The organism is Micromonospora cynarisoli, from assembly GCF_030518815.1.
GTDB classification, from domain to species: Bacteria; Actinomycetota; Actinomycetes; order Mycobacteriales; family Micromonosporaceae; genus Micromonospora; species Micromonospora wenchangensis.
The window spans coordinates 4,199,579-4,223,032 of record NZ_CP130426.1; the positions used below are offsets into that span (position 1 = coordinate 4,199,579).

Consider the following 23,454-nt stretch of genomic DNA (forward strand, 5'->3'; position numbering starts at 1 on the left):
TGTCTACCGCACCGGCGCGGGCCCGCCCAGGTCGACGGGGAGCAGCCGCCCGTCCCGACGGCCGACGCGTACGCCACCCGGCAGGGCGGTCGGGCCCTGTCCACGCCAGGCGGTGACCAGGGCGTCCAGCGCGTCGACGTGCCGGTGGGACAGCGCACCGGGTGACGCCCCCAGCTCCCGCGCCCAGGCGTGCAGCACCCGGCTGCGTACCGCGCCGGGGAGCCCGGCCAGCGCCGGCACGGACAGCCCGCCGCCGTCGCGTACCCCCGGGGTGCCGTCGGGTCGGGGATGCGGGGTGCCGAGCGCGGCGGCGGCCAGGTCGTCCAGCGCGGCGGTGTCGGCGGCGAGCAGTCGGGCCGTACGCGCCAGGTTGTCCACGACCCCGTCGCCGAGCGCGGCGACCAGCGCCGGCAGCGCGTCGGCGCGGACCCGGGCCCGGGCGTACGACGGATCGGTGTTGTGCGGGTCCTGCCACGGGGTCAGACCGAGCGCCGCGCACGCGTCGCGGGTCTGCCCCCGGGTGACGTCGAGCAGCGGGCGCAGCAGCGGCACCCCGGCCAGGTCCCGCCGGGCGGGCATCCCGGCCAGCCCGCGCGGGCCGGCTCCCCGGGCGAGCGCCAGCAGCACCGTCTCGGCCTGGTCGTCGCGGGTGTGCCCGAGCAGGACGGCGACGGCACCGTGCCGCCGGGCAACCACCGTCAACGCCTGGTAGCGGGCCTGCCGGGCGGCCGCCTCGGGGCCACCGGGACGGCCGGCCACCGTCACCGGCACCGCCTCGACCGGATCGAATCCGACCCGCCCGGCCCACTCGGCGACGGCGGCGGCCCGCTCGGCCGACCCGGCCTGCAACCCGTGGTCGACGCTCACCAGACCGGCCGGTCGGCCGAGCCGGGACGCCACGAAGGCGGTGGCGGCGGCGAGGGCAAGCGAGTCCGCCCCACCCGAGCAGGCCACCAGCACCGGCCCGGCGGGAGGCAGCCCGGCCAGCGCCCGACGTACCGCGACCCGGACGGCGGCCACCGCCGGATCGGGGGACGGCCGGGGAGAGACACCGACACCGCGCCGCCCGACCACCGCAGGCTCCCCGGTGCGGAGCCCGGCCGGCGGGGTGGCTGGGGGCGACCCGGTCACCGGGTCGGCGGGGGTGGGCCGGCCGGCCACCGGGTCAGCCGGCGGTCGGGGTGGCGCCGGCCGGGCCGTGCACCCGGGCCACCCAGGCGGCCGGGTCGCCCAACTCGTCGAGCCGGGGCAGGGTCAGCGGCGAACCGAAGATCTTGTTGAAGCCGGGCATGCCGACCTGCTCGACCACGCCGTGCACGAACTTGCGGCCCTCGGCGTACTGGCGCATCTTGACGTCCACGCCGAGCAGCCGGCGGATCGCCTTCTCCAGCGGGTTGCCCGCCTCGCGGCGGCGGTTGAACCCCGCCCTGATCCGCTCCACGCTGGGGATGACCTGCGGGCCGACGCCGTCCATCACGAACTCGGCGTGCCCCTCCAGCAGGGTCATCAGCGCGGTGAGGCGGTCCAGCACCGCCCGCTGCGCCGGTGTCTGCACGATGTCCAGCACGCTGGTGCGGCTGTCCGGGTCGCGTACCGCGTCGGAGAGGGTGGAAACCCCCCGGCGCAGGCGCTCGACCAGGTGCTCGGTGCCCTGCGAGGCGTCCACGAACGCCTGCACCTCACCGAGGAAGTACGCCCGCATCCACGGCACGGCGGTGAACTGGGTGCGGTGGGTGACCTCGTGCAGGCACACCCAGAGCCGGAAGTCACGCGGGTCGGCGCCGAGTTTGCGTTCCACCTCGACGATGTTCGGCGCGACAAGCAGCAACTGCCCCGGATCGGCCGAGAAGACCTCGTACTGGCCGAGCACCCGGCCGGAGAGGTACGCCAGCACGGTGCCGGCCTGCACCCCGGTGAGCCGGGAGCCGACCGCCTCGGTGAGCGCGCCGGGTGGCTTGTCACCGGAGAGCCGGCTGACCAGTGGCGTGATCACCTCACGCAGGCCGGCGATGTTGGTGGCCGCCCAGTCCCGCCGGTCCACCACCCGCACCGGCGGATGGCTGACCTGCGGGCGCAGCCCCGTGTAGTCGGCGACGTGCCCGGCCGCCTCGTCGGTGAGCCGGCGCAGATCGCCGACCACCCCGGTCGCCTCCGCGTACGACACGCGGGGGCCCGACTTGCTCAGCGCCCCAGCGGTGGCGGCGGCCAGATCCCAGTCCACGAACTGCGCCATGCCACCCACCGTACCCGCGGCGCGACACCCCGGCCGGAGTGCACGCGACGGGCCGCCCGGCGGCCGGCCCGGACGGGCCCCACCGACGGGGCGGCCCGGACGGGCCGCGCCCACCCCGGGAGGTCGGGTGCCACCGCTCAGCGGCAGCCGCAGCCGGCCAGTGCGCCGGCGATCCGGTCCAGCGCCGCCCGGGTCACCTCCGGATCGCCCGCCGGGGCCCGGTCGGTGAGCACGGCGAAGGTGAGCAGCCGGCCGTCGCGGGTGGTGACCAGACCGGCGATCGCGTGCACCCCGGTCAGGGTGCCGGTCTTGGCCCGGACCACGCCGGCCCCGGCGGCGGTCTCGGTCGACTCGTAGCGGCCGCCGAGGGTGCCCGACCAGGCGGCCACCGGGAGGCCGCCGAAGATCGCGGTCAGCTCCGGGTGGGCGCCGTTGCCGGCCACCGCGATCAGGTCGGTGAGCAGCGAGGGGCTGATCCGGTTGCTCCGGGACAGTCCGCTGCCGTCGGCGAGGCTGATCTCGTCGGCCGGCAGTCCCAGTTCGCCGATGACCTCGTCCATCGCCGCCGCGCCACCGGCGAAGGAGGCCTGCTGGTTGCGGGCCAGGGCCACCTGGCGGGCCAGTGCCTCGGCGATCACGTTGTCGCTGTCGGTGATCATGATGTCGACCAGCCGGACCATCGGCAGCGACTCGACCTTGCCCAGCTCGGTGCCGGGGGCGGGGGTGCCGGTCGCCGTCGCGCCGCCGTCCGCCGGGGCGGCGCCCCGGACCACCCCACCCTCGGGCAGGCCGAGCAGCCGGGCGAACGAGCGGCCGGCGGCCAGGTCGGGCTCGGCGTACCGCTCGGCCGCGCCGTGGCTGTCGACGAAGTCCTTCTTCGCCCCTACCGGGTCCCGGCGTGCCCCGTCGGTCATCAAGGCGGTGATCGACGCGCCGAACCCGCCGGTCGGGATGTCCGCGTCCCAGCCGGGACCGTGGACCGGGCCGGGGAAGAGCGTGGAGTCGACCACCACCCGGGTCGGCGCGGTGCCGCCGAGGGCCTGTTTGACCTGCGTGGCGAGGGCGTCGAGGCGGGCCGCGCCGGGGTAGAAGCCGTTCTTGTCCACCGCGAGCGTCGGGTCGCCACCGCCGACCAGCACCACCTCGCCCGGGTTCGCACCGGCCACCGCCCGGGTGGCGATCCGGTGGCCGGGACCCCGCGCCTTGAGCACGGTCACCCCGGTGGCGAGCTTGGTGACCGAGGCGGGCACGGTGGCGTCGTCGCCGCCCTTGGCGTACAGCGATTCGCCGGTGACCACGTCGGCCACCGACAGGTTGACCCGGCTGCCCAGGGCGGCGGCAGCGGTCAGCGGCTCCACCGCGGCGCGTACCCCGGCGGCGGTCGGCTCCGGCGCGGTGGTGTCGGGGCCGGCGAGCACCGGGGGCGGATCGGGCTCGGGGGGCCGCGCGGCGGGCGGCGGGGTGCTGTCCGCCCCGCCCAGCCAGCCGGCGACCGGGCCCGGACGGAGCACCGCCGCCGCTCCGGCGAGACCCGCCAGCAGCACGAGGACCAGCAGCACCGGCACCCACCGCCGACGGCGACGCGGTGCGCCGGCGGGCGGCGTGGAACCGGGACGGGCCGACGGCTCCGGATCGGCCGACGGCGACGCCGCGCCCGGCTGAGGGGCGACCGGGGCCTCGCCCCGGTGCGGGGGGACCGATGCGGGGCCGGCGGCCGGGGCGGCACCGGACGGGGGGAACGGGAGCGACACCGGGGCGGACCCCACGGCCGGCCGGTCGCCGGTCGCGGACGGCGGACGCCAGGCCGGCGGTGGCGGATGCTCGCCGGCCCGACCGGTGACAGGCGGTTCGGGCGTCGACTCGGGGCGACGGGGGACGTTCGCGTCGGGCACCGAGACCCGACCGGTGGCACCGCCTGTCACGGACCGGCCCGATCCCCGGCCGTCAACCCCCTCCGGGCGGTAGTGTGAATCTTCCCTCCCCACGACCCCCTCCTCCCGCCGCCGAACTCGCCTGGGTGACACTACTTCGGTCCGAAGACTATGCGGCGTCCGGAGCCGACGGGTGGCCATTCATCCGCACCGGGGGCGTCAGTGGTTCCGTTCAGCCAGCGTGGGCAGACGAGGGAGCGTGGGAGATGGATTTCGACGTCACGGTTGAGATCCCGAAGGGTCACCGAAACAAGTACGAGGTGGACCACGCGACGGGCCGGATCCGGCTGGACCGCACCCTGTTCACGTCGACCCAGTACCCGGCCGACTACGGCTTCATCGAGGGCACCCTCGGCGAGGACGGCGACCCGCTGGACGCGCTGGTGCTGGTCCCCGAGCCGACCTTCCCCGGATGCCTGATCCGCTGCCGCACCATCGGCATGTTCCGGATGACCGACGAGAAGGGCGGCGACGACAAGGTCCTCTGCGTGCCCTACGAGGACCCGCGTCAGGAGCACCTGCGCGACATCCACCACCTGGGCGAGTTCGACCGGCTGGAGATCCAGCACTTCTTCGAGGTCTACAAGGATCTCGAACCGGGCAAGTCGGTCGAGGGTGCGACCTGGGTCGGCCGGGTCGAGGCCGAGGCCGAGGTGCGGGCGTCCTACCAGCGGGCCCGCGAGGCCGAGGCGCAGGGCGGCGGGCACTGACCCACCGGCCACCAGCCTTTCGCGACAGGCCCGGACCGGACGGTCCGGGCCTTCGTCGTGTCCGCCCGACGCCTGTCGGGTCGGGCGACGGTCAACCCAGCAGACCCCGGGCCGCGTCGTAGAGGCCCAGCACCGCGCAGGCGACCGGGACCACCGCCACCACCAGCGCGGTGTCGGTCAGGTCGGCCACCCGGCCGAGGTACGGCGAGACCGGCCGCCGGGCGTACGTCGTACCGGCGGCGACGGCGAGCAGGGCGACGAGCAGCCCGCCCCCGCTCAACGCCAGCAGCCCGGGGGCACCGGGCCGGCCGGCGAGCACCGCCCCGAGCACCGCGAACCCGGCCAGCCCGGCCGTGACCGGGGGCACCCGGTGCCGGACGGCCACGAACAGCCGGGACCGTAGTAGCAGCACCCCCGCACCGACGGCCACCAGCACCCGCCCGGCGAGCCCGCCGTCGGCGGCGAGCACCAGCACGGCGGCCACCACCGCGACCGCGTGCCCGAGCAGCATCCCGGTCAGCATCTCCTCGCTGCGGGCCACCGCCGCGTGCACCCGGGCCCGGTCCGGCAGGTCCCGTACGCCGTCCGGACCGCCCGTCGGGCCGGCCGGCAGGGTGATCGGCGGCAGCGGCACCTTGCCCAGCCGGATCGCCAGCAACGGCAGCGCCCCGAGGACGAAGACCAGTACGCAGAGCAGCACGGCGGCGGTGCCGGCCGGGCCGAGCAGCAGCCCGCCCAGACCCGCGAACGCGCCGACCGCGCCGGCCGTCGCGCCGGCCACGAAGACCCGCAGCCGGGTGGCGACACCGAGCAGGCCCAGCACGGCGGCCAAGAGCAGCACCACCGCACCGGCGAGCAGCTCGGGCGCGCCGACCCAGGGCAGTGGCCGTAGCACCCCCACCGGGTCGCCCGAGCTGACCGCGAGGGCACCGGCCGTGGCGGCGTACGGCAGGGCGTAGCCGCCGAGGGTGGCCCCGGTCGGGCCGTCGCCGTACGCCCGGGAGGCGGTGGTGCCGGCGAGGGTGAGCAGCAGTGCCACCGCACCCGCGGCGGGCCAGGCGGCGGGCTGTCCCGGCCCGGCGGCCAGCACGGCGAGCAGCCCCACGGCGAGCGGGACGGCCGCGCCGACCAGCACGGCCGCCCGGGTCGCCGCCGGCGACCAGGCCGCGCCCCGACGGCGTGCGCCGTCGGCGATGGCCTCGACCACGTCGTCGTACTCCAACTCGGGCCACTGGTCGTGCGCGGGCACCAGGTGCAGCACCTCGCCGTCGCGCACCCCCTGCGGGAGCAGCGGCTGCGCGGTCACCAGCACCGCCCCGTCGGTACGCCGCAGCACCCAGCCGCCGTGCCGTTCGCCGTCGTCGGCCAGTCCCTCCCCGGCGTGCCGGAGCACCTCGGGCAGCAGCTCGGCCAGGGGGACCTGCTCCGGCAGGGCCACGTCGACGCGTCGCCCCGGCGCGCTGATGGTGACCCTGGCCAGCCCGATGGTCATCGACTGGACTCCATATCGATAGGAGGCGGTGGCTGACGGACGACGCGCACTTTACCTACGATGAGCCAGGTTCGGGTTACCGAGCGCCACAGGGAGATGGATTTGTCCACTGTCGTCATCAAGCGGCCACCGCGCCGGCCCGCCCCGGAGATCCCGGTCGGCGAACTGCCCGTGGCGGGTCCGCCGGAGATCCCGGTGGTCACCGGCGGGCGCTGGCAGCAGGCGCTGATGGTGCTGCCGATGCTCGGTGGCACGGTGGCGATGGCGATGATGTTCGGTCGCGGCGGCGGCGCGTACTCGTACGTGGTGGGCGGGATGTTCGGGCTCTCCTCGGTGGCGATGCTGATGACCTCCTGGGGTAGCGCCTCGGGCAGCCCGGGGAAGTCGGAGATGATGGCCGCCCGCCGGGAGTACCTGCGGCACCTGACCACCCTGCGGCGACGGGTCCGGCAGACCGCCCGGCAGCAGCGGGCCGGGCTGTACTACAGGCATCCCGACCCGGGCCGGCTCTGGTCCACGGTGGACAGTCATCGGGTCTGGGAACGCCGCCCCGGCGACCCCGACTTCGGCGTGGTGCGGGTCGCCGTCGGCCCGCAGACGCTGGCCACCCCCCTGGTGCCGCCGGTCACCAGGCCGCTGGAGGAACTGGAGCCGATGACCGCGGGGGCGCTGCGGCGCTTCCTCGACGCGTACTCGGTGGTGCCGGACCTGCCGGTGGCGCTGTCGCTGCGCAGCTTCGCCCGGGTCTTCGTCCGGGGCGGGCAGCCGGCCGGCACGGGCGGTGGCACGGCGGAGGGTGGCACCGGGTCGCCCGACGCGCAGGCGCTGGCCCGCGCGATGCTCGTCCAACTCGCCGTGTTCCACGCCCCCGACGAGTTGCTCGTCGCCGTCTGCGCCGGCCCGGAACGGCGTCGGCACTGGGAGTGGGTGAAGTGGCTGCCACACGCCCACCACCCGAGCAGGGTCGACGCGCTCGGCCCCGTCCGGCTGGTCACCAGCTCCGCCGTCGACCTGGAACGGCTCCTCGGCGACGTGCTGGCCAGCCGGTCCCGGTTCAGCCCGGCCGGGCCGGCCACCGACGGCCCGCACGTGGTGGTGCTCCTCGACGGCGGCGACCTGACCGACGCCACCGAACTGACCGGGGACGGCGGCATCGACGCGGTCACCGTGCTCGACCTGGACACCCCGCCACCGCGTCTGCTGGACCGCTTCGCCCTGCTCATGGAGGTCCGCGCCGGACGGCTGCACTCCTGGTCGGCCGAGGGGCACGCCGAGGTGGGCACCGCCGACCGGCTGGACGTCGTCGACGCGGAGGCGGTCGCCCGGCGGCTCGCCCCGCTGCGGCTCGCCGCCGTCACCCGGGGCACCGAGGCCGCCCCGGGGGCCGAACCCGGCCTCCCCGAGCTGCTCGGACTGGGCGACCCGGAGGGGTTCACCGCCGACCAGGGCTGGCTGCCCCGCCCGCCCCGGGACCGGCTGCGGGTGCCGATCGGGGTCGGCCCGGACGGCGGCGCGGTCGAGCTGGACCTCAAGGAGTCGGCGCAGGACGGGATGGGCCCGCACGGGCTGCTGATCGGGGCGACCGGTTCCGGCAAGTCGGAGCTGCTGCGCACCCTGGTCCTGGCGTTGGCCGCCACGCACAGCTCGGAACAGCTCAACTTCGTCCTGGTCGACTTCAAGGGCGGGGCCACCTTCGCCTCGTTCGACCGGCTGCCGCACACCGCCGCCGTGATCACCAACCTGGTCGACGCGCTGCCGCTTGTCGACCGGATGGTGGACGCCATCAACGGCGAGCTGATGCGCCGCCAGGAGCTGCTGCGCCGGGCCGGCAACTTCGCCAGCCTGCGCGACTACGAGCGGGCCCGGACGGCCGGCGCGCCGCTCGCCCCGCTGCCGTCGCTGCTGCTGGTCTGCGACGAGTTCTCCGAACTGCTCTCGGCCAAGCCCGACTTCATCGACCTGTTCGTGCAGATCGGCCGATTGGGCCGGTCGCTCGGGGTCCACCTGCTGCTGGCCAGCCAGCGGCTGGAGGAGGGGCGGCTGCGCGGGCTGGACACCCACCTGTCGTACCGGATCGGGTTGCGGACCTTCTCGGCGCTGGAGTCCCGCACGGTGCTCGGGGTGCCGGACGCGTACGAGCTGCCCCGCTCCCCCGGGCACGGCTACCTGCGCGCCGGCACCGACCCGCTGGTCCGGTTCCGGGCCGCGTACGTCTCCGGTCCGCTGCGACGGCAGGGCGGCCCGGCCGGGGGCGGGGCCGGTGGGGCGGCCCGGCTGCTCGCCTTCACCACCCATGTCGTGCCGGTGCCCGAGCCGGCCGCCCCGGTTGCCCCACCTGTCGTCGAGGAGGAGCCGGAGAGCCTGCTCGACGCGTTGGTCGGCCGGCTGGCCGGGCAGGGGCCGCCGGCGCACCAGGTGTGGCTGCCGCCGCTGGACCGGGCACCCACCCTGGACGAGCTGCTCGGCCCGCCCGGCGTCGACCCCGAACGGGGGCTGACCTTCGCCAACCCGGAGCTGCACGGCGGTCTCCAGGTGCCGGTGGCGGTGGTCGACAAACCGTACGAGCAGCGCCGCGACCTGCTGTGGTTGGCGCTGGGCGGGGCGGCCGGGCACGTGGCAGTGGTCGGCGCGCCGCAGAGCGGCAAGTCGCACGCGTTGCGGACGCTGGTCTGCGCGCTGGCGCTCACCCACACGCCGGTCGAGGCGCAGGTCTACTGCCTGGACTTCGGCGGCGGCGGGTTGACCGCGCTGCGGGAGCTGCCGCACGTGGGCGGGGTCGCCGGCCGGGCCGACCCGACGGTGGTCCGACGCACGGTCGGGGAGATCGCCACGCTGCTGGCCGAGCGGGAACGCCGCTTCACCGAGCTGGGCGTGGAGTCGATGGCGGCGTGGCGCAGGCGGCGGCGGGAGCTGGCCGCCGCCGGTCAGCCCCACGTCGACCCGTTCGGTGACGTGTTCCTCGTCGTCGACGGCTGGGCCACCCTGCGCGGCGAGTACGACGACCTGGAACCCCTGATCACCGACCTGGCCACCCGGGGCCTGTCGTACGGGGTGCACGTGGTGGCGAGCGCGGTGCGCTGGCTGGACTTCCGGCCCGGCATCCGGGACCTGTTCGGGTCCCGAATGGAGCTGCGCCTGGGTGACCCGTCCGACTCGGTGGTGAGGCGGGTGGCGGCGGCAGGCGTGCCGGAGCAGCCGGGGCGGGGGATCACCGCGCAGAGCCTGCACTTCCTCACCGCCCTGCCGCAGCTCACCGGCGGGGAGACGGCGGACCTGGTGAAGGCTGTGTCGACGGCCTGGTCGGGGCCGCCCGCCCCCCGGGTGCGGTTGCTTCCCCCGGTGCTGCCGTACGCCGACCTGGACACCACCGCCGACGGCGGACTGGCGTTCCCGATCGGGATCGCCGAGGCGGACCTGCGCCCGGTGCTGCTCGACTTCGCCACCGAGCCGCACTTCGTGGTCTTCGGCGACGCCGAGTGCGGCAAGTCGTCGTTCCTGCGGGCGCTGGCCACCTCGATCGTCACGCGGTTCACCCCGGAGCAGGCCCGGGTGATCCTGGTCGACTACCGGCGCAGCCTGCTCGGCGCGGTCGAGACCGACCACCTGATCGGGTACGGCACGGCGGCGGCGCACACCACCGAGCTGATCGAGTCGGTCGCCGGCTACATGCGCGGTCGGCTGCCCGGCCCGGAGGTCACCCCGGCCCAGTTGCGGGACCGTTCCTGGTGGTCCGGCCCGGAGCTGTTCATCCTGGTCGACGACTACGACCTGGTGTCCAGCGGCCCGGCGAACCCGCTGCGCGGGCTGGAGGAGCACCTGCCCCAGGCCCGGGACGTCGGCCTGCACCTGGTGCTGGCCCGTCGCTGCGGTGGCGCGGGCCGGTCCCAGTACGAGCCGGTCGTGCAGCGGTTGCGGGAGTTGTCCACCGCCGGTCTGGTGATGAGCGGCAGCCCGGACGAGGGCCAACTCGTCGGCGCGGTCCGTCCCGGTCCGCTGCCGGCGGGGCGTGGTCGGCTGGTCACCCGACGCGAGGGTGTCCGCCTCGTTCAGCTGGCACATCTGCCGCCACCGTGATCCGGGTGTGCCGGAACGTGCCGTGTCGGCAGCCGGAACCGGTAATCTCCGAGCGGCATGTGTCCCACGTGACGAATGGCTGACGATGTGACCAGGGTTCGGCAGGGCTCTCCGACGGCGCTGCACCGGTTCGCCGGGCGGGCGCTGCTCGGTGTCGCAGCTACCACCGTCTCCGTGCTCGGCATGGCCCCGCCTCCCGCGTCCGCCGCGCCCCCGCCGTCGTCCACCCTGGTCGGGACGCGGGCCGGAAGTCCGCTGGCCGAGCCCGACTTCGCCCCGGTCCAGGCGCGGGCCGACCGGGTCCGCGACGACCAGTTCCAGCTCGACGAGTTGAACGCGGCCACCGCCTGGCGTACCTCGACCGGGCGTGGCGTCACGGTGGCGGTGATCGACTCCGGGGTGGACGGTAACCACCCCGACCTGGTCGGCCAGGTGCTGCCCGGCATGGACCTAGTCTCCCCCGGCGGCGGTGACGAGCCGGACCCGGTGGGGCACGGCACCACGGTGGCCAGCCTGATCGCCGGGCGGGGCGACGACCGGCGGGGGGTGGTCGGGCTCGCGCCGGACGCCCGCATCCTGCCCGTCCGGGTGCTCGACGACGAGAACCGGTACGACGACGCGATGATCGTCGCGCGGGGGGTGCGCTGGGCTGTCGACAACGGCGCCCGCGTGATCAACCTGTCCCTGGGCGGAAGCGGCGACAGCCCCGCCCTGGCCGCCGCCCTGGACTACGCGTTCGCCCGGGACGTGGTGGTGGTCGCCTGCACCGGCAACGTCGCCACGTCCACCACGTCGAAGGTCTGGTACCCGGCGCGGGAACCGGGGGTGATCGCGGTGGCCGGTCTGGAACGCGACAGCGAGAACCTCTGGTCCGGTTCGATCACCGGTCACGCCACCACGTTGACCGCGCCGGCGACCGGCCTGGTCGGGGCCCGCCCGCCGAGCAACTACTGGGGCGTGCAGGGCACCAGCTTCGCCGCGCCGCTGGTGACAGCGACCGCCGCCCTGGTCCGCGCCCGCTACCCGGACATGTCCGCCGGGGACGTGGTGAACCGGCTGCTGAGCACCGCGAAGGACATCGGGCCCGTCGGCCGGGACGACCGTTTCGGGTACGGCCTGGTCGACCCGGTGGCCGCGCTCACCGCCGACGTGCCGCTGATCGGCTACAACCCGTTGGACGACAACGACTCCCCGGGGGTGGTCGGGTTCGGGCCGGCCCCCGGTTCCGCCGAGGACGCCCGCGCCGGTGGCACCGGCAGCGACCCGCTCGGGTTCACCGCGCCCCGCCAGCAGACCCGGTGGACGGCGCAGCCGGCCGGCGGCGCCGACGAGGACACCCCCCGTCGGCTGTGGACGGGCATGGCCGTCGTGGCGGCCCTGGTCACCGGGGTCGCGATGATGGTCCGCCGATTCCGGCTGCGGGGTCGCTGAACCGGGCCTGATTGCGGGTACGGGTGGGTAGAGCAGGTCGCATGAGTTCCTCCGGTCCGCGTACCTCCGTGTCCCCGTCGGGCCGCTCCTGGCGGGACCGCCGCCTGGACCGGGACCATTCGCTCGGGTTGCGGCTGACCCTGGCGTCGGCGGCGGCGTTCCTGGTGCTGGTGCCGTTCGCGCTGCTGGCGGTGCTGGTGGTCGGGGCCTGGCCGCCGCTGCACGACCTGGACGCGGCGGTCACCGACGCCCTGCACCGGTTCGCCGCCGACCATCCGGCGTGGGTGCGGGCGATGACGGCGTGGACGCACCTGGCCTCGCCGGGGCCGCTGCGGGTGGCCGCGCTGGTCGTGGTGGTGTGGCTGTGGCGTCGCCGGGCCCGCCGGCTGGCGCTCTGGGTGGTCACCACGATGGTCGTCGGCGGGGCGCTCGGGGCGGTGCTGAAGCTGCTCGTCGGCCGGGACCGCCCGGAGCTGCTCGATCCGGTGGCGCGGGCCGCCGGGTACTCCTTCCCGTCCGGGCACGCGCTGAGCGCGACCCTCGCGGCGGGGGTGCTGCTGCTGGTGTTCCTGCCGTTCACCCGGGGTCGTCCGGCGGCCCGGGTGGCGCTGTGGACAATCGCCGTGCTGCTCGTCGGGGTGACCTGCCTGAGCCGGGTGGCGCTGGGCGTGCACTGGGCCAGCGACGTGCTCGCCGGCTGCCTGCTGGGGATGGCGGTGGTGGCGGCCACCGCGGCGGCGTTCCGTACCTGGCGGGAGCGGGTCGGGCTGCCCGGCGGCCGGGCCACGGTCGACGGGGTGGCGCCAGAGCTGACCGACCCGGCGGACCGGCACGCGTAGCGGGCCTGCGGTCCGGGTACTGGGCGGCCATGTCCGCCATCGCTGCGCAGGTCGCCAAGCGGGTGCTCCTTCCGGTGGCCCTGCTGCTCTCGTTCATGGTCCTGCTCGGGCTGCTGGTGACCCGGGTCCTCGACGACGTCTGGCCGTTCACCGTGGAGGACGCGGTCAACCGCGAGCTGGCGGCCGACCGTACCGGGGGGTGGAACGACGTCTCGCTGGTGTTCAGCACGCTCGCCAGCACCCAGCTGATCGTCGTGGTCACCGTGCTGGTGGCGCTGGCGCTCCGGCTGGTGCTGCACCGCTGGCGGGAGCCGCTGTTCCTGTGCGCGGCGGTGAGCGCCCAGGCGCTGGTCTTCCTGCTCACCACGCTGGCGATCGACAGGCGTCGGCCGGCGGTGGAGCACATGGACGCCTCGCCGCCGACGTCGAGCTTCCCGTCCGGTCACACCTCGGCGGCGGTCGCCCTCTATGTCGGCGTCGCGCTGCTGCTGGCCCTGCGGGCGGGGAGCACCGCCGGCGAGGTGACCTGGTGGACGCTGCTGGTGCTGGTCCCGGTCGGGGTGGCGCTGACCCGGATGTACCGGGGGATGCACCATCCGAGCGACGTGGTGGCGTCCTTCGTCAACGGCGGCACCTGTGTGGCGATCATGGCGCGGGCGGTGCTCGACAGGTCGCTGACCTGGGGTCGGGCCAAGCTGCCCGGCCTCACCCCGGCCGGCGGTGACGCCCCGGCCACCGCGCCGGCCGGCGGCTGACCACCCCGGCTTCACATCGCCGGTGACGGTGCCCCGGTCGCGGCCGGTCGGGGGCTCAGGTGCAGTCGCCGGTGCCCACTCCCCGGGTACGCTCCGCGCCGGCCAGCGCCACCGGCCGGGCCTCCTCGGCGGTCACCGCGAAGCCGGTGTTCGGGTCGTCGGCCGCCGCCGCGAAGATCACCCCGAGCACCAGCCCGTTGGAGGAGACCAGCGGGCCGCCGGAGTTCCCGCTGCGGACCAGCGCCCGGATGGTGTAGATCTCCCGGTTGACCTTGCTGGCGTTGTAGATGTCGGGGCCCTCGATCCGGTCGACGTCGCGGATGCGGGCCGGGCGGGCGTCGTACGGGCCGTCGAGCGGGAAGCCCAGCACGATCGCGTCCGCGCCGCTGCCGGCCTGCCCGGCGGCGAAACGCAGGGACGGACCGGGCAGCCCCGGCACGTGCAGCACGGCGAGGTCGCGGTCCGGGTCGTAGACGACGACCACGCCGTCGTACCGTTCGCCGCGCAGCTCGACCGCGACGGAGCGGGTGCCGGCGACGACGTGCGCGTTGGTCATCACCCGGTCGTCGGCGTAGACGAAGCCGGAACCTTCGATCCGCCGCGAGCAGCTCGGCGCGGACCCGAGCACCTTCACCACCGCCCGTTGGCTGTTCGCCACCACCTGCGAACCGGCCAGCGCCGGGTCCGGCGGGGCGACCTGCCGGGCCGAGGTGCGGCCCAGCCCGTTGAAGACGTCGGGGAAGCCGTTGGTGTCGACGGTGTCGCGCAGCGCGGTGGACAGCTCCTGGGCCTGGTCGGGCAGGACCCGGTCCACCACTGTCAGCAACGCGCTGTTCTTGACCGAGGCGGCCAGCCAGGGCAGCGACGAGGAACCCAGCGGCACGGCGACCAGCCAGGCCACCAGCATCACCGCGAGGATCGAGACGAACGCGCCGCCGATGTCGTCGGCCCGCCTGGCGACGTCGTTGGTGATCGTGCGGCGCAGGTGGGAGCCGAGCCAGCCGGCCAGCGCCTGACCGAGGACGGCGAGCCCGAAGACGGCGACCAGGGAGACCAGCACCCGCGTCCCGCTGTCGATGAACTGGCGGGCCAGCATCGGTCCGAGCTGGAGGCCGATGAGCGCGCCCAGGAAGAACCCGGAGAACGACAGCGCCCCGATGACGAAGCCCTGACGGTATCCGCTGATCGCGAACACGAGCATGAGCAGGAGCAGAACGAGATCCACGGCCGACACCGGTCAAGGGTACGTGCACCGGACACCGGTGCGGCGTCGCGGCTGCGGAACGTAGTGGTCAGGTCAGCGGACCGGCCAGTTCGTCGGCCCGGTCGGTGCCGGCGGACGGGGCCGGGGTGGCACCGGTCGGCGGCAGTTCGACCACCCGCGACCGGGGCCACGGGCGGGCCCACCCGGCCATCTCCAGCAGCGCGGCGAGCACCCCAGCGGTGAAGCCCCAGACCAGCATCCCCCGGACGGAGAACGCCGGGCCGGTCCAGCCGCTGGGGTGGCGGACCCGCATCCGGTTGGCCGGGTCGACCAGTTCGGCGACGGGCAGCCGGGCGACGTGCGCCACCTCGGCCGGTTCCCGGGGGTGCACCGGGTGCGGGCTGTGCCACCAGGCCAGGACCGGGGTGACCACGAAGTCGCTCACCGGGATCCAGAGCCTCGGCAGTTCGGCGAGGACGGTCACGCTGGCCGGGTCGAGGTCGACCTCCTCGTTCGCCTCGCGCAGCGCGGTGGCCCGCGCGTCGGCGTCCTCCGGGTCGGCCGCCCCGCCGGGGAAGGCCGGCTGGCCGGCGTGGTTGCGCAGGGTGGCGGCCCGCTGGAGGATCAGCACGTCGGGGCCGACGCCGGGCTCCTCGCCGAGCAGCACCAGCACGGCGCTCTCCCGGCCGCCCTGCTCGGGGGTGGTCAGCCGGGTGAAGTCCTCGGCCCGGGCGGTGCCGAGCCGGCCCAGCAGCGGATCGAACCAGGACGGCGGACGGCGGTTCATCGGGTCGACCCGGCACCGACGGTCGACCTCACGCGGGCACCACCAGGCCGAGGTGCCGGCGGACCAGGTCGGCGAGGCGGGCGTCGTCGAGCGCGCCGGAGCTGTCGGTGTGCCTGATCCGCCCCTGCGCGTCCACCAGCAGGGTCAGCGGCACCGCCGTGCGGCGCAGTTCCCGTTGCAGGGCCTCGCCCTGGTCGAACAGGACCGGGAAGCGGATGCCGAAGTCCTCGCCGACGGCCTGTGCGCCGTCCCGGCTGTCCCGGCTGTTCACCCCGATCACCTGGAGTTGGCCGGCGGCGCGGACGCTGAGCCGTTGGAAGGCCGGCAGCTCCTTGCGGCAGGGCGGGCACCAGGAGGCCCACACGTTGATCACGGCCGGGCCGTGGATGTCGCGCAGGGCCACCGGGGCCCCGCCGGTGAAGCAGGAGAGCACCAGTTCGGGCAGGGGGCTGCCGGTGTCGGCGACGGACCCGGTCGGCGCAGGGGTGGAGCCCGGCGCGGTGGTGAGGGTGGCGCAGTCGGCGAACGGCGACGGGCGGGCGGCGCGGGTGGGGCCGGCGGCGGCGCCCTCCCCGCCGGTGGTGGCGGTGCAGCCGGCGAGCGCCAGCAGCACCGGGACGAGCAGCGCGGCGAGCCGGGGCTTCACGGCGCCTCCGCGACGACGGCCTGCGCGGGCACCAGCTCCGGGTCGACCCCGGCGGCGACCGCGAGGTCCCGGGCCCGGGGGCCCTTGAGCAGCTTGGCGGCGGCGGCCGGCTCGGTCGGCCCGAGCCCGTACGACGGGCAGAGCCGGGTCAGGGTGCACGCCCCGCAGGCGGGCTTGCGGGCGTGGCAGACCCGCCGGCCGTGGAAGATGATCCGGTGGGAGAGCATGGTCCACTCCCGCTTCGGGAACATCGCCCCGATCTCGTGTTCGATCTTGACCGGATCGGTCTGGATGGTCAGCCCCCACCGCTGCACCAGCCGCTGGAAGTGCGTGTCGACGGTGATCCCCGGGACGTCGAAGGCGTTGCCGAGGATGACGTTGGCCGTCTTGCGGCCGATCCCGGGCAGGGTCACCAGGTCGGCCAGCCGGCCGGGGACCCGGCCGTCGTACCGCTCGGTCAGGGCCTGCCCCAGCTTGATCAGCGAGTCGGTCTTGTTGCGGTAGAACCCGGTCGGCCGGATCAGCTCCTCCAGCTCGGCCCGGTCGGCCCCGGCGTAGTCGGCCGCCGTCGGGTAGCGGGCGAACAGCTTCGGGGTGACCTCGTTGACCTTCTTGTCGGTGCACTGCGCGGAGAGGATCGTGGCGACGGCCAGCTCCAGCGCGGTGGTGTGGTCCAGTTCGCAGTGGGCGTCCGGGTGCGCCTCGGTCAGCGCCCGGCCGATCCGCCGGGCACGCCGGGTACGGCCGAGTTCCGTCTCGACCCGGCCGGGAGAGCTGATGGTCACGCCGGCCAGCCTACGTCGCCACCCCGACGGGCCGCCGGAGCACGCCCCCCGGTCAGCCCGCGTCGGGCGGGCTGATCTTGCCCTTGCCGTCGAACCGGGCGGCGGTACGCGGGAAGTCGTTGGCGCTGAGCTGCTTGACCAGGCCGAGCCCCTGCCCGGCGGGGTCCATCCCCGGTTTGCCCACCGAACTCATCCGGGTGGAGGTGAACGAGCCACCGGCGAAGCTGCCGTCGGGCTTGAGGGAGACCTTCAGCACCCCGCCCCAGCCGAGCCGGCCGCTCGGGTTGAGCGACCGGGCGCCTCCGGCGAAGTTGCCCAGGCTGTACGCGATCAGCCGGCCCTGGTAGAACTCCATCCCGCGCAGCACGTGCGGGCCGTGCCCGACGATCAGGTCGGCCCCGGCGTCGATCATGGCGTGGGAGAACTTCACCGGGTCGCCCCGGTTCTCGCCGAGGAACATCTCGGTGCCGGGGCGGACCCGGGTCTTGTCCGACCCCTCGCCCCCCATGTGCACCTGCACCACGACCAGGTCGGCCATGGTGGTGGCCTTCTCGACGACCCCCTTGGCGGCGTCGATGTCGACCAGGCTGTTGGACCACGGGTACGACGAGAAGCCGGCCACCGCGACCTTCACCCCCTCGACCTCGACCACGGTGATCTGGTCGGGCGCGCCGGTGTGCTTGAGGCCGTGCTTCTCCAGCGCCTGCTGGGTGTTCTCGTAGCCCTGCGGGCCGAAGTCGTAGCCGTGGTTGTTGGCCTGGTTGAGCAGTTGGAACCCGGCGTCGGCGAGGTGGCCGGCGTACTCCGGCGGGACCCGGAACTGGTAGCAGTTGCTGGAGTCCGCGCCGCACTTGCCGGTGCCGGTGTCGGTGGTGAGCGGCTCCTCCAGGTTGCCCATCACCAGGTCGGCCTTGAGCGCGTCCTTGACCTCGTCGAAGAAGCCCTTGCCGCCGTTGGCGGGCAGCCGGGACGGGGCCATCCCCATGACGATGTCCCCGGTCGCCGACAGGGTGATCGCCTCGGTCTTTCCGGTCGCCCCGGTGGTCGGGACCGGGGAGCCGGTGGCGCCACCGCCGCCGCCCGGCCGCCAGACCGGGTCCGGGCTGTCGGACGACTGGCCGCAGCCGGCGAGGAGCACGGCGAGCAGTGCGCCGCAGGCGAGCGCGGTGCGGCGGCGGAGACGGGGCTGGAGGAAGGCGGCAGAGTACATCGCCCGCGACGCTACCGGGTGGTCAATCGACCGACGACGGGCCGATCGGACGGAAGTTCAGCCCGTCCGCCGCTGCGACCACGGGACGCAGGGCACCGCGCCGCCGGCCCGGACGGCCGCGTGGACGGCCCGGGCGAGCGGTGCGCCCCAGGTCGACCGGGGTCCGCCGTAGGGCTCGGCCGGGTCGCCCGCCGGGCAGAGCACGGTGACCGCGTCGGTGGGGGTGCCGGTGCCCGGCAGGCCCAGTTCCCCGATCGCCTGGCACTTGGCCTCGGTGGCGGTGGCGACGGCGTTCACCAGTGCCGCGTCGGCGAGCGCCGCCGGCACGTGGACGACGATGTTGACCGTTCCGACCCGCTGCGCCGGGGCGTGGGCGGGGTCCGGGGCGGCGGCCCACAGGGGGGTGCCGAGGCCGACGGTGGCCCAGGCGCGGACCCCGGTGTCGGTCCGGGTCACCACCTCGGCGACGTCGACGCCGGTGAGCAGGCCGACCCCGGGCCCGTCGAGGCCGAGCCGGGCGGCGAGCGCGGCCAGGTGGGCCGCCGGGTCGTCCCGCTGGTACGACATCGGCACGGGCGCGTTGACCACCCAGTTGCGCGGGCCGACGCCGCCACCGAGCGGGCCGGAGCTGACCGCCCGCAGCGGGGCGCGGGCCCGCCACACGAGCACCGGAATGTCCCACCCGTCCTCGGGGCGGTGGGTCAACACCGGGTCGCTCAGCACCCGGACACCCTACGACCGGCGGGGGCGAACCCCGGTGACCAGGTGGTTCGGGCGGACGATCATAGCGCCCGATCGGGTCGGTAAGGTTACGCCCAACGATCAAGATTCCAGGGGTGCAGCTCTGATTCGTCCTCACGTGCGCCTAGACTTGGCGGCGCGCGAGGGATCAGCGGACGGCGGACCCGGCCGAGGGACGGCAACGCGCAACCGGAGGTGCGCGATGGACGAGGTACTGGCCCGCAGCGGGATCTTCCAGGGTGTCGACCCGGAGGCTGCCGAGGCGCTCGCCAAGGAGATGGAGACGATCGACGTCCGCAAGGGCGAGATCGTCTTCAACGAGGGCGAGCCCGGCGACAGTCTCTACATCCTCCTGTCAGGCAAGATCAAGGTCGGGCGTCGGGCAGCCGACGGCCGGCAGAACCTGATCGCGGTGATGGGCCCGTCGGACATGGTCGGTGAGCTGTCGCTCTTCGACCCCGGCCCGCGTACGGCCACCGCCACCGCGGTCACCGACACCCGCCTGGTCCGGCTGCGCAAGCAGGCGCTGCGGCCCTGGCTGAACAACCGGCCCGAGATCGCCGAGCAGTTGCTGCGGGTGCTCGCCCGCAGGCTGCGCCGGACGAACGACTCGCTCGCCGACCTGATCTTCACCGACGTGCCGGGCCGGGTCGCCAAGAACCTGCTCCAGATGGCCGGCCGGTTCGGCACCCGCGACGGCGGCGTGCTGCGGGTGACGCACGACCTGACCCAGGAGGAGATCGCCCAGCTCGTCGGCGCCTCCCGGGAGACGGTCAACAAGGCGCTCGCCGACTTCGCCTCGCGGGGCTGGCTGCGGTTGGACGGCAAGAGCATCATCATCCTCGACCCGGAGCGTCTCGCCCGCCGCGCCCGGGTCTGACCGGCACCGCGTCACCGTCCGAGCCAGGGCCGCCCCCACCGGCGGCCCTGGCTCGTCGGCATTGCGGCCCGGTTCCGCCTCTGCCTCGGGCAGAATCGCTCGACAGCCCCGCCCGTGGTGCGCGACGGTGGACCGGTGCTGGAACGGGTCGCGGTGCTCTCCGACGTCCACGGCGCGTTGCCCGCGCTGGAGGCGGTGCTGGCCGAGCCGGAGGTGGCCGCCGCCGACCTGGTCGTGGTCACCGGTGACGTGGCGGCCGGCCCGCAGCCGGTCGAGGTGCTGGACCTGCTGACCGGGCTGGGTGACCGGGTCCGCTGGGTACGCGGCAACGCCGACCGGGAGCTGGTGCAGGCCCGCGCCGGCCGGCCGTCGGAGCACGACGTCTCGAACTGGGCGGCCGACCAGCTCCGGGCCGACCAGCTGGCCCTGCTGGCCGCGCTGCCGCTGACGCTCACCCTTCCGGTCGCCGGCCTCGGCCCGGTGCTCTTCTGCCACGCCACACCCCGCGACGACGAGGAGGTCGTGCTGGTCGACTCCCGGCCGGCCCGCTGGGCCGAGGTGTTCGCCGGGCTGCCCCCGGAGGTGCGCACGGTGGTCTGCGGGCACACCCACATGCCGTTCACCCGGCTGGTCGACCGCCGTCTGGTGGTCAATCCGGGCAGTGTGGGCATGCCGTACGGCGGGCCGGGGGCGTACTGGGCGCTGCTCGGCCCGGGGGTGCAGCTACGCCGTACGGGGTTCGACGTCGACGCCGCCTGTGCCCGGGTCGCCGCCGGATCGGGTTGTCCGGACGCCGCCGCCTGGGCGGACGAGTACCTCCGCTCCCGGCACAGCGACCTCGACGCGCTCACCGCCTTCGCCCCGCGCGACGGCCGCTGACCCGGCCACCGGCGCCGGGCCGGCTAAACCAGGCGGGCCACCGGCACCGGGCCGACCAGTGGGCCCCGGGGTCACCCGCAGCCGAAAAAGTCAGGCTTGACTGTTTGTTTCGGCGGCGGCACGCTGTTCCCGTGTCCACCCCGTCGACCCGCGTCCCCCAGCAGGAACGCAGCCGCGCCACCCAGGCCCGGCTGCTGGAGGCGACGGTCGACTGCCTGGTGCGGTACGGCTGGTCGGGCACCACCACGACCGTGGTCGCCGCCCACGCCGGCGTCTCCCGGGGTGCCCAACTGCACCACTACCCCACCAAGGCGGCCCTGGTGACCGCCGCCGTCGCCCACCTCGCCGAGCGCCGCGCCGAGGAGCTACGCGTCGAGGCCGAGGCGCTGCCGGTCGGGCCGCAGCGCCTCGACCGGGTGGTCGACCTGCTCGGCGTCGCCTTCACCGGGCCGCTCTTCGTCGCCGCGCTGGAGCTGTGGGTGGCCGCCCGCACCGACCCGGAGCTGCGCGACGCGCTGGTGCCGCTTGAGGCGCGGGTGGGTCGCGAGATGCACCGGCTCACCGTGGCGCTGCTCGACGTGGACGAGCGCCGTCCCGGCGTCCGCGAGGCCGTGCAGGCCACCCTCGACCTGCTGCGCGGGCTCGGCGTGGCCAACCTGCTCAACGACGACTCGGTCCGGCGTACCGCCCTGCTGCGCACCTGGAAACACCAGCTCGCCACCCTGCTCGCCCCCGGAGCGGCACCGGGCCAGTCCCACGACGCCGACCCGACCTGACCCGTACTCGCCGGCCCACCCGACCGGAGGCACCATGGTCGACCCGACCGCACCGCTCGTCGACCTGACCGACGAGTCCGACCAGCCCGTCGCCCCGCCCGCCGGGGCGTGGACGCGGCCGGGCCCCCGCCCCCGACCGGACGGTCCGCGCGAGCGCGGCCGGGACGGCCGTCCGGTGACCGGGGTGCTGCGGGTCGGCAACGCCTCCGGCTTCTACGGCGACCGGTCCACCGCCTGGCGGGAGATGCTCGACGGCGGTGAGCTGGACGTGCTGACCGGCGACTACCTGGCCGAGCTGACCATGCTGATCCTCGGCCGGGACCGGCTGCGCGACCCCGGCCTCGGCTATGCGAAGACGTTCCTGCGCCAGCTCGAAGGGTGTCTCGGCACCGCCCGCGACCGGGGGGTACGGATCGTCACCAACGCGGGCGGGCTGAACCCCGCCGGGCTGGCCGCCGCGATCGGCGCGCTCGCCGACCGGCTCGGCCTCGCCGTCCGGGTCGCCCACGTCGAGGGTGACGCCCTGGCCCGGCCGGACGCGCTCACCGCCAACGCCTACCTCGGCGCGTTCGGCATCGCCGCCTGCCTCGACGCCGGGGCGGACGTGGTGGTCACCGGCCGGGTCACCGACGCCTCGCTGGCGGTCGGGCCGGCCATCGCCCGGTTCGGCTGGGGACGCGACGACCTGGACGCGCTGGCCGGGGCGACCGTCGCCGGACACCTGATCGAGTGCGGGGCGCAGGTCACCGGAGGCAACTTCAGCTTCTTCACCGAGCTGCCCGACGGCGGGCACCGGCCCGGCTTCCCGATCGCCGAGATCCACCCGGACGGTTCGTCGGTGCTCACCAAGCATCCCGGCACCGGCGGCGCGGTCACCGTCGAGACGGTCACCGCCCAACTGTTGTACGAGGTGGACGGCCCCGACTACCTCGGCCCGGACGTGGTGACCCGGCTGGACACGGTACGGCTGCACCCCGACGGGCCGGACCGGGTCCGGGTGGACGGGGTCCGGGGCACCCCGCCGCCGGCCACCCTCAAGGTGGGCGTCAACAACCTGGGCGGTTTCCGCAACGCGATGACGTTCGTGCTCTGCGGGCTGGACGTCCCGGCCAAGGCCGCCCTGGTCCGGGGGCAGATCGAGGCGGCGGTCGGCGCGGACGGGCTGGAGTTCACGCTGGCCCGTACCGACCATGCCGACGCGGCCGACACCGAGACGGCGAGCGCGCTGCTGCACGTACACCTGCGCGACGGTGACCGGGCGCGGGCCGGGCGGGCGTTCTCGGCGGCGGCCGTGGAACTGGCCCTCGCCTCCTATCCCGGGTGCACGCTGACCACCCTGCCCGGCGACGCCACCCCGTACGGGGTCTTCACCGCCGACGCGGTGCCGCAGGCCGACGTGCCGCACGTGGCCGTCCTGCCGGACGGCACCCGGCTGCCGATCCCCCCGCCCCCGTCCGTGGCACCGGCGGTGGCCGGGCCGACGCCCGGCACGGCGGGCCCGACCCCGGCCGCCGGGCCGACCCGGCGGGGGCCACTTGGTGAGCTGGTCGGGGCGCGGTCGGGCGACAAGGGTGGCGACGCCAATCTCGGCGTCTTGGCGCGCACCGACGCGACCTGGGAGTGGCTGCGTGCGTGGCTGACCGTCGACCGGCTGGCCGAGCTGCTGCCGGAGACGGCCGCGTCGACCGTCGAGCGGTACGAGCTGCCGAACCTGCGGGCGGTCAACTTCGTGATCCGGGGCCTGCTCGGGCCGGGGGTGGCCGCCTCCACCCGGTTCGACCCGCAGGCCAAGGCGCTCGGCGAGCTGCTCCGCTCCCGCATCGTCGACCTGCCCGCCGCCCTCACCCCCGGACCGCCCGCAGCCGGGGAGGCGGACAGGTGACCATCGTGGACACCCCAGAGCGGCGACAGTTGCGGGAGGCCACGCGGGTGGCGGCGGGCGAGCCGGTGGTGACCGAGGTGGCGATGGCGAAGAACGTCGCGGTGGCCGCCTACGACCACGTGGTCGACGCGGCTCTGCAACTGCACGGCGGCTTCGGCTACCTGCGCGACGCCGAGGTGGAACGGCACTACGGGGAGAG

At 75.3% G+C, this 23,454-nt stretch carries 19 protein-coding genes and 1 pseudogene; 10 read left to right on the plus strand and 10 right to left on the minus strand.

Annotated features, from left to right (window positions below; genetic code table 11):
• Window positions 1–3: 3 nt before the first annotated feature.
• The 3 genes from tilS to dacB form a co-directional block, all read right to left on the minus strand.
• Window positions 4–1,074 carry a tRNA lysidine(34) synthetase TilS gene (gene tilS / locus Q2K16_RS17995; protein WP_368052482.1) on the minus strand — a complete coding sequence of 357 codons (1,071 nt, stop codon included), beginning with the start codon at window positions 1,072–1,074 and terminating at the stop codon, window positions 4–6.
• Window positions 1,075–1,165: 91 nt separating this feature from the next.
• Window positions 1,166–2,233: a zinc-dependent metalloprotease gene (locus Q2K16_RS18000; RefSeq protein ID WP_088643858.1), complete on the minus strand. Its 1,068-nt coding sequence runs from the start codon at window positions 2,231–2,233 to the stop codon at window positions 1,166–1,168.
• A gap of 137 nt (window positions 2,234–2,370) precedes the next feature.
• Window positions 2,371–3,792, minus strand: a complete 1,422-nt coding sequence (gene dacB / locus Q2K16_RS18005) for a D-alanyl-D-alanine carboxypeptidase/D-alanyl-D-alanine endopeptidase (RefSeq protein WP_368052483.1) — start codon at window positions 3,790–3,792, stop codon at window positions 2,371–2,373.
• A gap of 578 nt (window positions 3,793–4,370) precedes the next feature.
• Here dacB and Q2K16_RS18010 point away from each other — a divergent pair.
• Window positions 4,371–4,874 carry an inorganic diphosphatase gene (locus Q2K16_RS18010; RefSeq protein ID WP_302738745.1) on the plus strand — a complete coding sequence of 168 codons (504 nt, stop codon included), beginning with the start codon at window positions 4,371–4,373 and terminating at the stop codon, window positions 4,872–4,874.
• Window positions 4,875–4,965: 91 nt separating this feature from the next.
• Here the strand turns inward: Q2K16_RS18010 and eccD are convergent, their stop codons facing one another.
• Entirely contained in the window at window positions 4,966–6,366 is a 1,401-nt protein-coding gene (gene eccD / locus Q2K16_RS18015; RefSeq protein WP_302738746.1) for a type VII secretion integral membrane protein EccD, read from the minus strand.
• 102 nt (window positions 6,367–6,468) lie between these two features.
• Here eccD and eccCa point away from each other — a divergent pair, with 102 nt between their 5' ends.
• From eccCa to Q2K16_RS18035, 4 genes are all read left to right on the plus strand, one after another.
• On the plus strand, window positions 6,469–10,440 hold the full coding sequence (eccCa, locus tag Q2K16_RS18020; protein WP_302738747.1) for a type VII secretion protein EccCa: 3,972 nt from the start codon (window positions 6,469–6,471) through the stop codon (window positions 10,438–10,440).
• A gap of 75 nt (window positions 10,441–10,515) precedes the next feature.
• Window positions 10,516–11,871: a type VII secretion-associated serine protease mycosin gene (gene mycP, locus Q2K16_RS18025; RefSeq protein ID WP_302738748.1), complete on the plus strand. Its 1,356-nt coding sequence runs from the start codon at window positions 10,516–10,518 to the stop codon at window positions 11,869–11,871.
• Window positions 11,872–11,912: 41 nt separating this feature from the next.
• Window positions 11,913–12,710 carry a phosphatase PAP2 family protein gene (locus Q2K16_RS18030; protein ID WP_302738749.1) on the plus strand — a complete coding sequence of 266 codons (798 nt, stop codon included), beginning with the start codon at window positions 11,913–11,915 and terminating at the stop codon, window positions 12,708–12,710.
• A gap of 29 nt (window positions 12,711–12,739) precedes the next feature.
• Window positions 12,740–13,465: a phosphatase PAP2 family protein gene (locus Q2K16_RS18035; protein ID WP_302738750.1), complete on the plus strand. Its 726-nt coding sequence runs from the start codon at window positions 12,740–12,742 to the stop codon at window positions 13,463–13,465.
• A 55-nt stretch (window positions 13,466–13,520) separates the two neighbouring features.
• On the opposite strand, the gene Q2K16_RS18040 is transcribed toward Q2K16_RS18035, so the two are convergent.
• From Q2K16_RS18040 to Q2K16_RS18065, 6 genes are read right to left on the minus strand one after another with little or no spacing between them, the layout of a single operon-like run.
• Window positions 13,521–14,699 carry a MarP family serine protease gene (locus tag Q2K16_RS18040; RefSeq protein ID WP_302738751.1) on the minus strand — a complete coding sequence of 393 codons (1,179 nt, stop codon included), beginning with the start codon at window positions 14,697–14,699 and terminating at the stop codon, window positions 13,521–13,523.
• Window positions 14,700–14,757: 58 nt separating this feature from the next.
• Complete coding sequence (locus tag Q2K16_RS18045; protein WP_302738752.1) at window positions 14,758–15,456, minus strand: NUDIX hydrolase; 699 nt, start codon at window positions 15,454–15,456, stop codon at window positions 14,758–14,760.
• 28 nt (window positions 15,457–15,484) lie between these two features.
• Window positions 15,485–16,102: a TlpA family protein disulfide reductase gene (locus tag Q2K16_RS18050; RefSeq protein WP_302738753.1), complete on the minus strand. Its 618-nt coding sequence runs from the start codon at window positions 16,100–16,102 to the stop codon at window positions 15,485–15,487.
• A complete protein-coding gene (gene nth, locus Q2K16_RS18055) occupies window positions 16,099–16,887 on the minus strand; it encodes an endonuclease III (protein ID WP_368052484.1) in 789 nt (262 codons plus the stop codon). The genes Q2K16_RS18050 and nth overlap by 4 nt, the downstream gene beginning before the upstream one ends.
• Before the next feature lie 52 nt (window positions 16,888–16,939).
• A complete protein-coding gene (locus Q2K16_RS18060; RefSeq protein WP_302738754.1) occupies window positions 16,940–18,097 on the minus strand; it encodes a CapA family protein in 1,158 nt (385 codons plus the stop codon).
• 57 nt (window positions 18,098–18,154) lie between these two features.
• Window positions 18,155–18,820 carry an adenosylcobinamide amidohydrolase gene (locus Q2K16_RS18065; RefSeq protein WP_302738755.1) on the minus strand — a complete coding sequence of 222 codons (666 nt, stop codon included), beginning with the start codon at window positions 18,818–18,820 and terminating at the stop codon, window positions 18,155–18,157.
• Between the two features lie 220 nt (window positions 18,821–19,040).
• On the opposite strand from Q2K16_RS18065, the gene Q2K16_RS18070 reads away from it, so the two are divergent.
• From Q2K16_RS18070 to Q2K16_RS18090, 5 genes and pseudogenes are all read left to right on the plus strand, one after another.
• Complete coding sequence (locus tag Q2K16_RS18070) at window positions 19,041–19,718, plus strand: Crp/Fnr family transcriptional regulator (RefSeq protein ID WP_067306583.1); 678 nt, start codon at window positions 19,041–19,043, stop codon at window positions 19,716–19,718.
• A 135-nt stretch (window positions 19,719–19,853) separates the two neighbouring features.
• Window positions 19,854–20,597 (plus strand): metallophosphoesterase family protein, encoded by a 744-nt coding sequence (locus Q2K16_RS18075; RefSeq protein WP_302738756.1) that lies wholly within the window; start codon window positions 19,854–19,856, stop codon window positions 20,595–20,597.
• A 131-nt stretch (window positions 20,598–20,728) separates the two neighbouring features.
• On the plus strand, window positions 20,729–21,373 hold the full coding sequence (locus tag Q2K16_RS18080; protein WP_302738757.1) for a TetR/AcrR family transcriptional regulator: 645 nt from the start codon (window positions 20,729–20,731) through the stop codon (window positions 21,371–21,373).
• 175 nt (window positions 21,374–21,548) lie between these two features.
• Entirely contained in the window at window positions 21,549–23,255 is a 1,707-nt protein-coding gene (locus Q2K16_RS18085) for an acyclic terpene utilization AtuA family protein (protein WP_302746526.1), read from the plus strand.
• 38 nt (window positions 23,256–23,293) lie between these two features.
• Window positions 23,294–23,446, plus strand: a pseudogene (locus tag Q2K16_RS18090) (acyl-CoA dehydrogenase family protein); the annotation flags it as partial.
• Between the last annotated feature and the right edge of the window lie 8 nt (window positions 23,447–23,454).

What these genes read in the sequence shown, in the direction of transcription:
- mycP (WP_302738748.1), top strand. Translation starts at nt 10,516, where the DNA reads ATGGCTGACGATGTGACCAGGGTTCGGCAGGGCTCTCCGACGGCGCTG.
- eccD (WP_302738746.1), bottom strand. Translation starts at nt 6,366, where the DNA reads ATGACCATCGGGCTGGCCAGGGTCACCATCAGCGCGCCGGGGCGACGC.
- Q2K16_RS18030 (WP_302738749.1), top strand. Translation starts at nt 11,913, where the DNA reads ATGAGTTCCTCCGGTCCGCGTACCTCCGTGTCCCCGTCGGGCCGCTCC.
- Q2K16_RS18060 (WP_302738754.1), bottom strand. Translation starts at nt 18,097, where the DNA reads ATGTACTCTGCCGCCTTCCTCCAGCCCCGTCTCCGCCGCCGCACCGCG.
- Q2K16_RS18045 (WP_302738752.1), bottom strand. Translation starts at nt 15,456, where the DNA reads ATGAACCGCCGTCCGCCGTCCTGGTTCGATCCGCTGCTGGGCCGGCTC.
- Q2K16_RS18035 (WP_302738750.1), top strand. Translation starts at nt 12,740, where the DNA reads ATGTCCGCCATCGCTGCGCAGGTCGCCAAGCGGGTGCTCCTTCCGGTG.
- Q2K16_RS18000 (WP_088643858.1), bottom strand. Translation starts at nt 2,233, where the DNA reads ATGGCGCAGTTCGTGGACTGGGATCTGGCCGCCGCCACCGCTGGGGCG.
- Q2K16_RS18070 (WP_067306583.1), top strand. Translation starts at nt 19,041, where the DNA reads ATGGACGAGGTACTGGCCCGCAGCGGGATCTTCCAGGGTGTCGACCCG.
- Q2K16_RS18010 (WP_302738745.1), top strand. Translation starts at nt 4,371, where the DNA reads ATGGATTTCGACGTCACGGTTGAGATCCCGAAGGGTCACCGAAACAAG.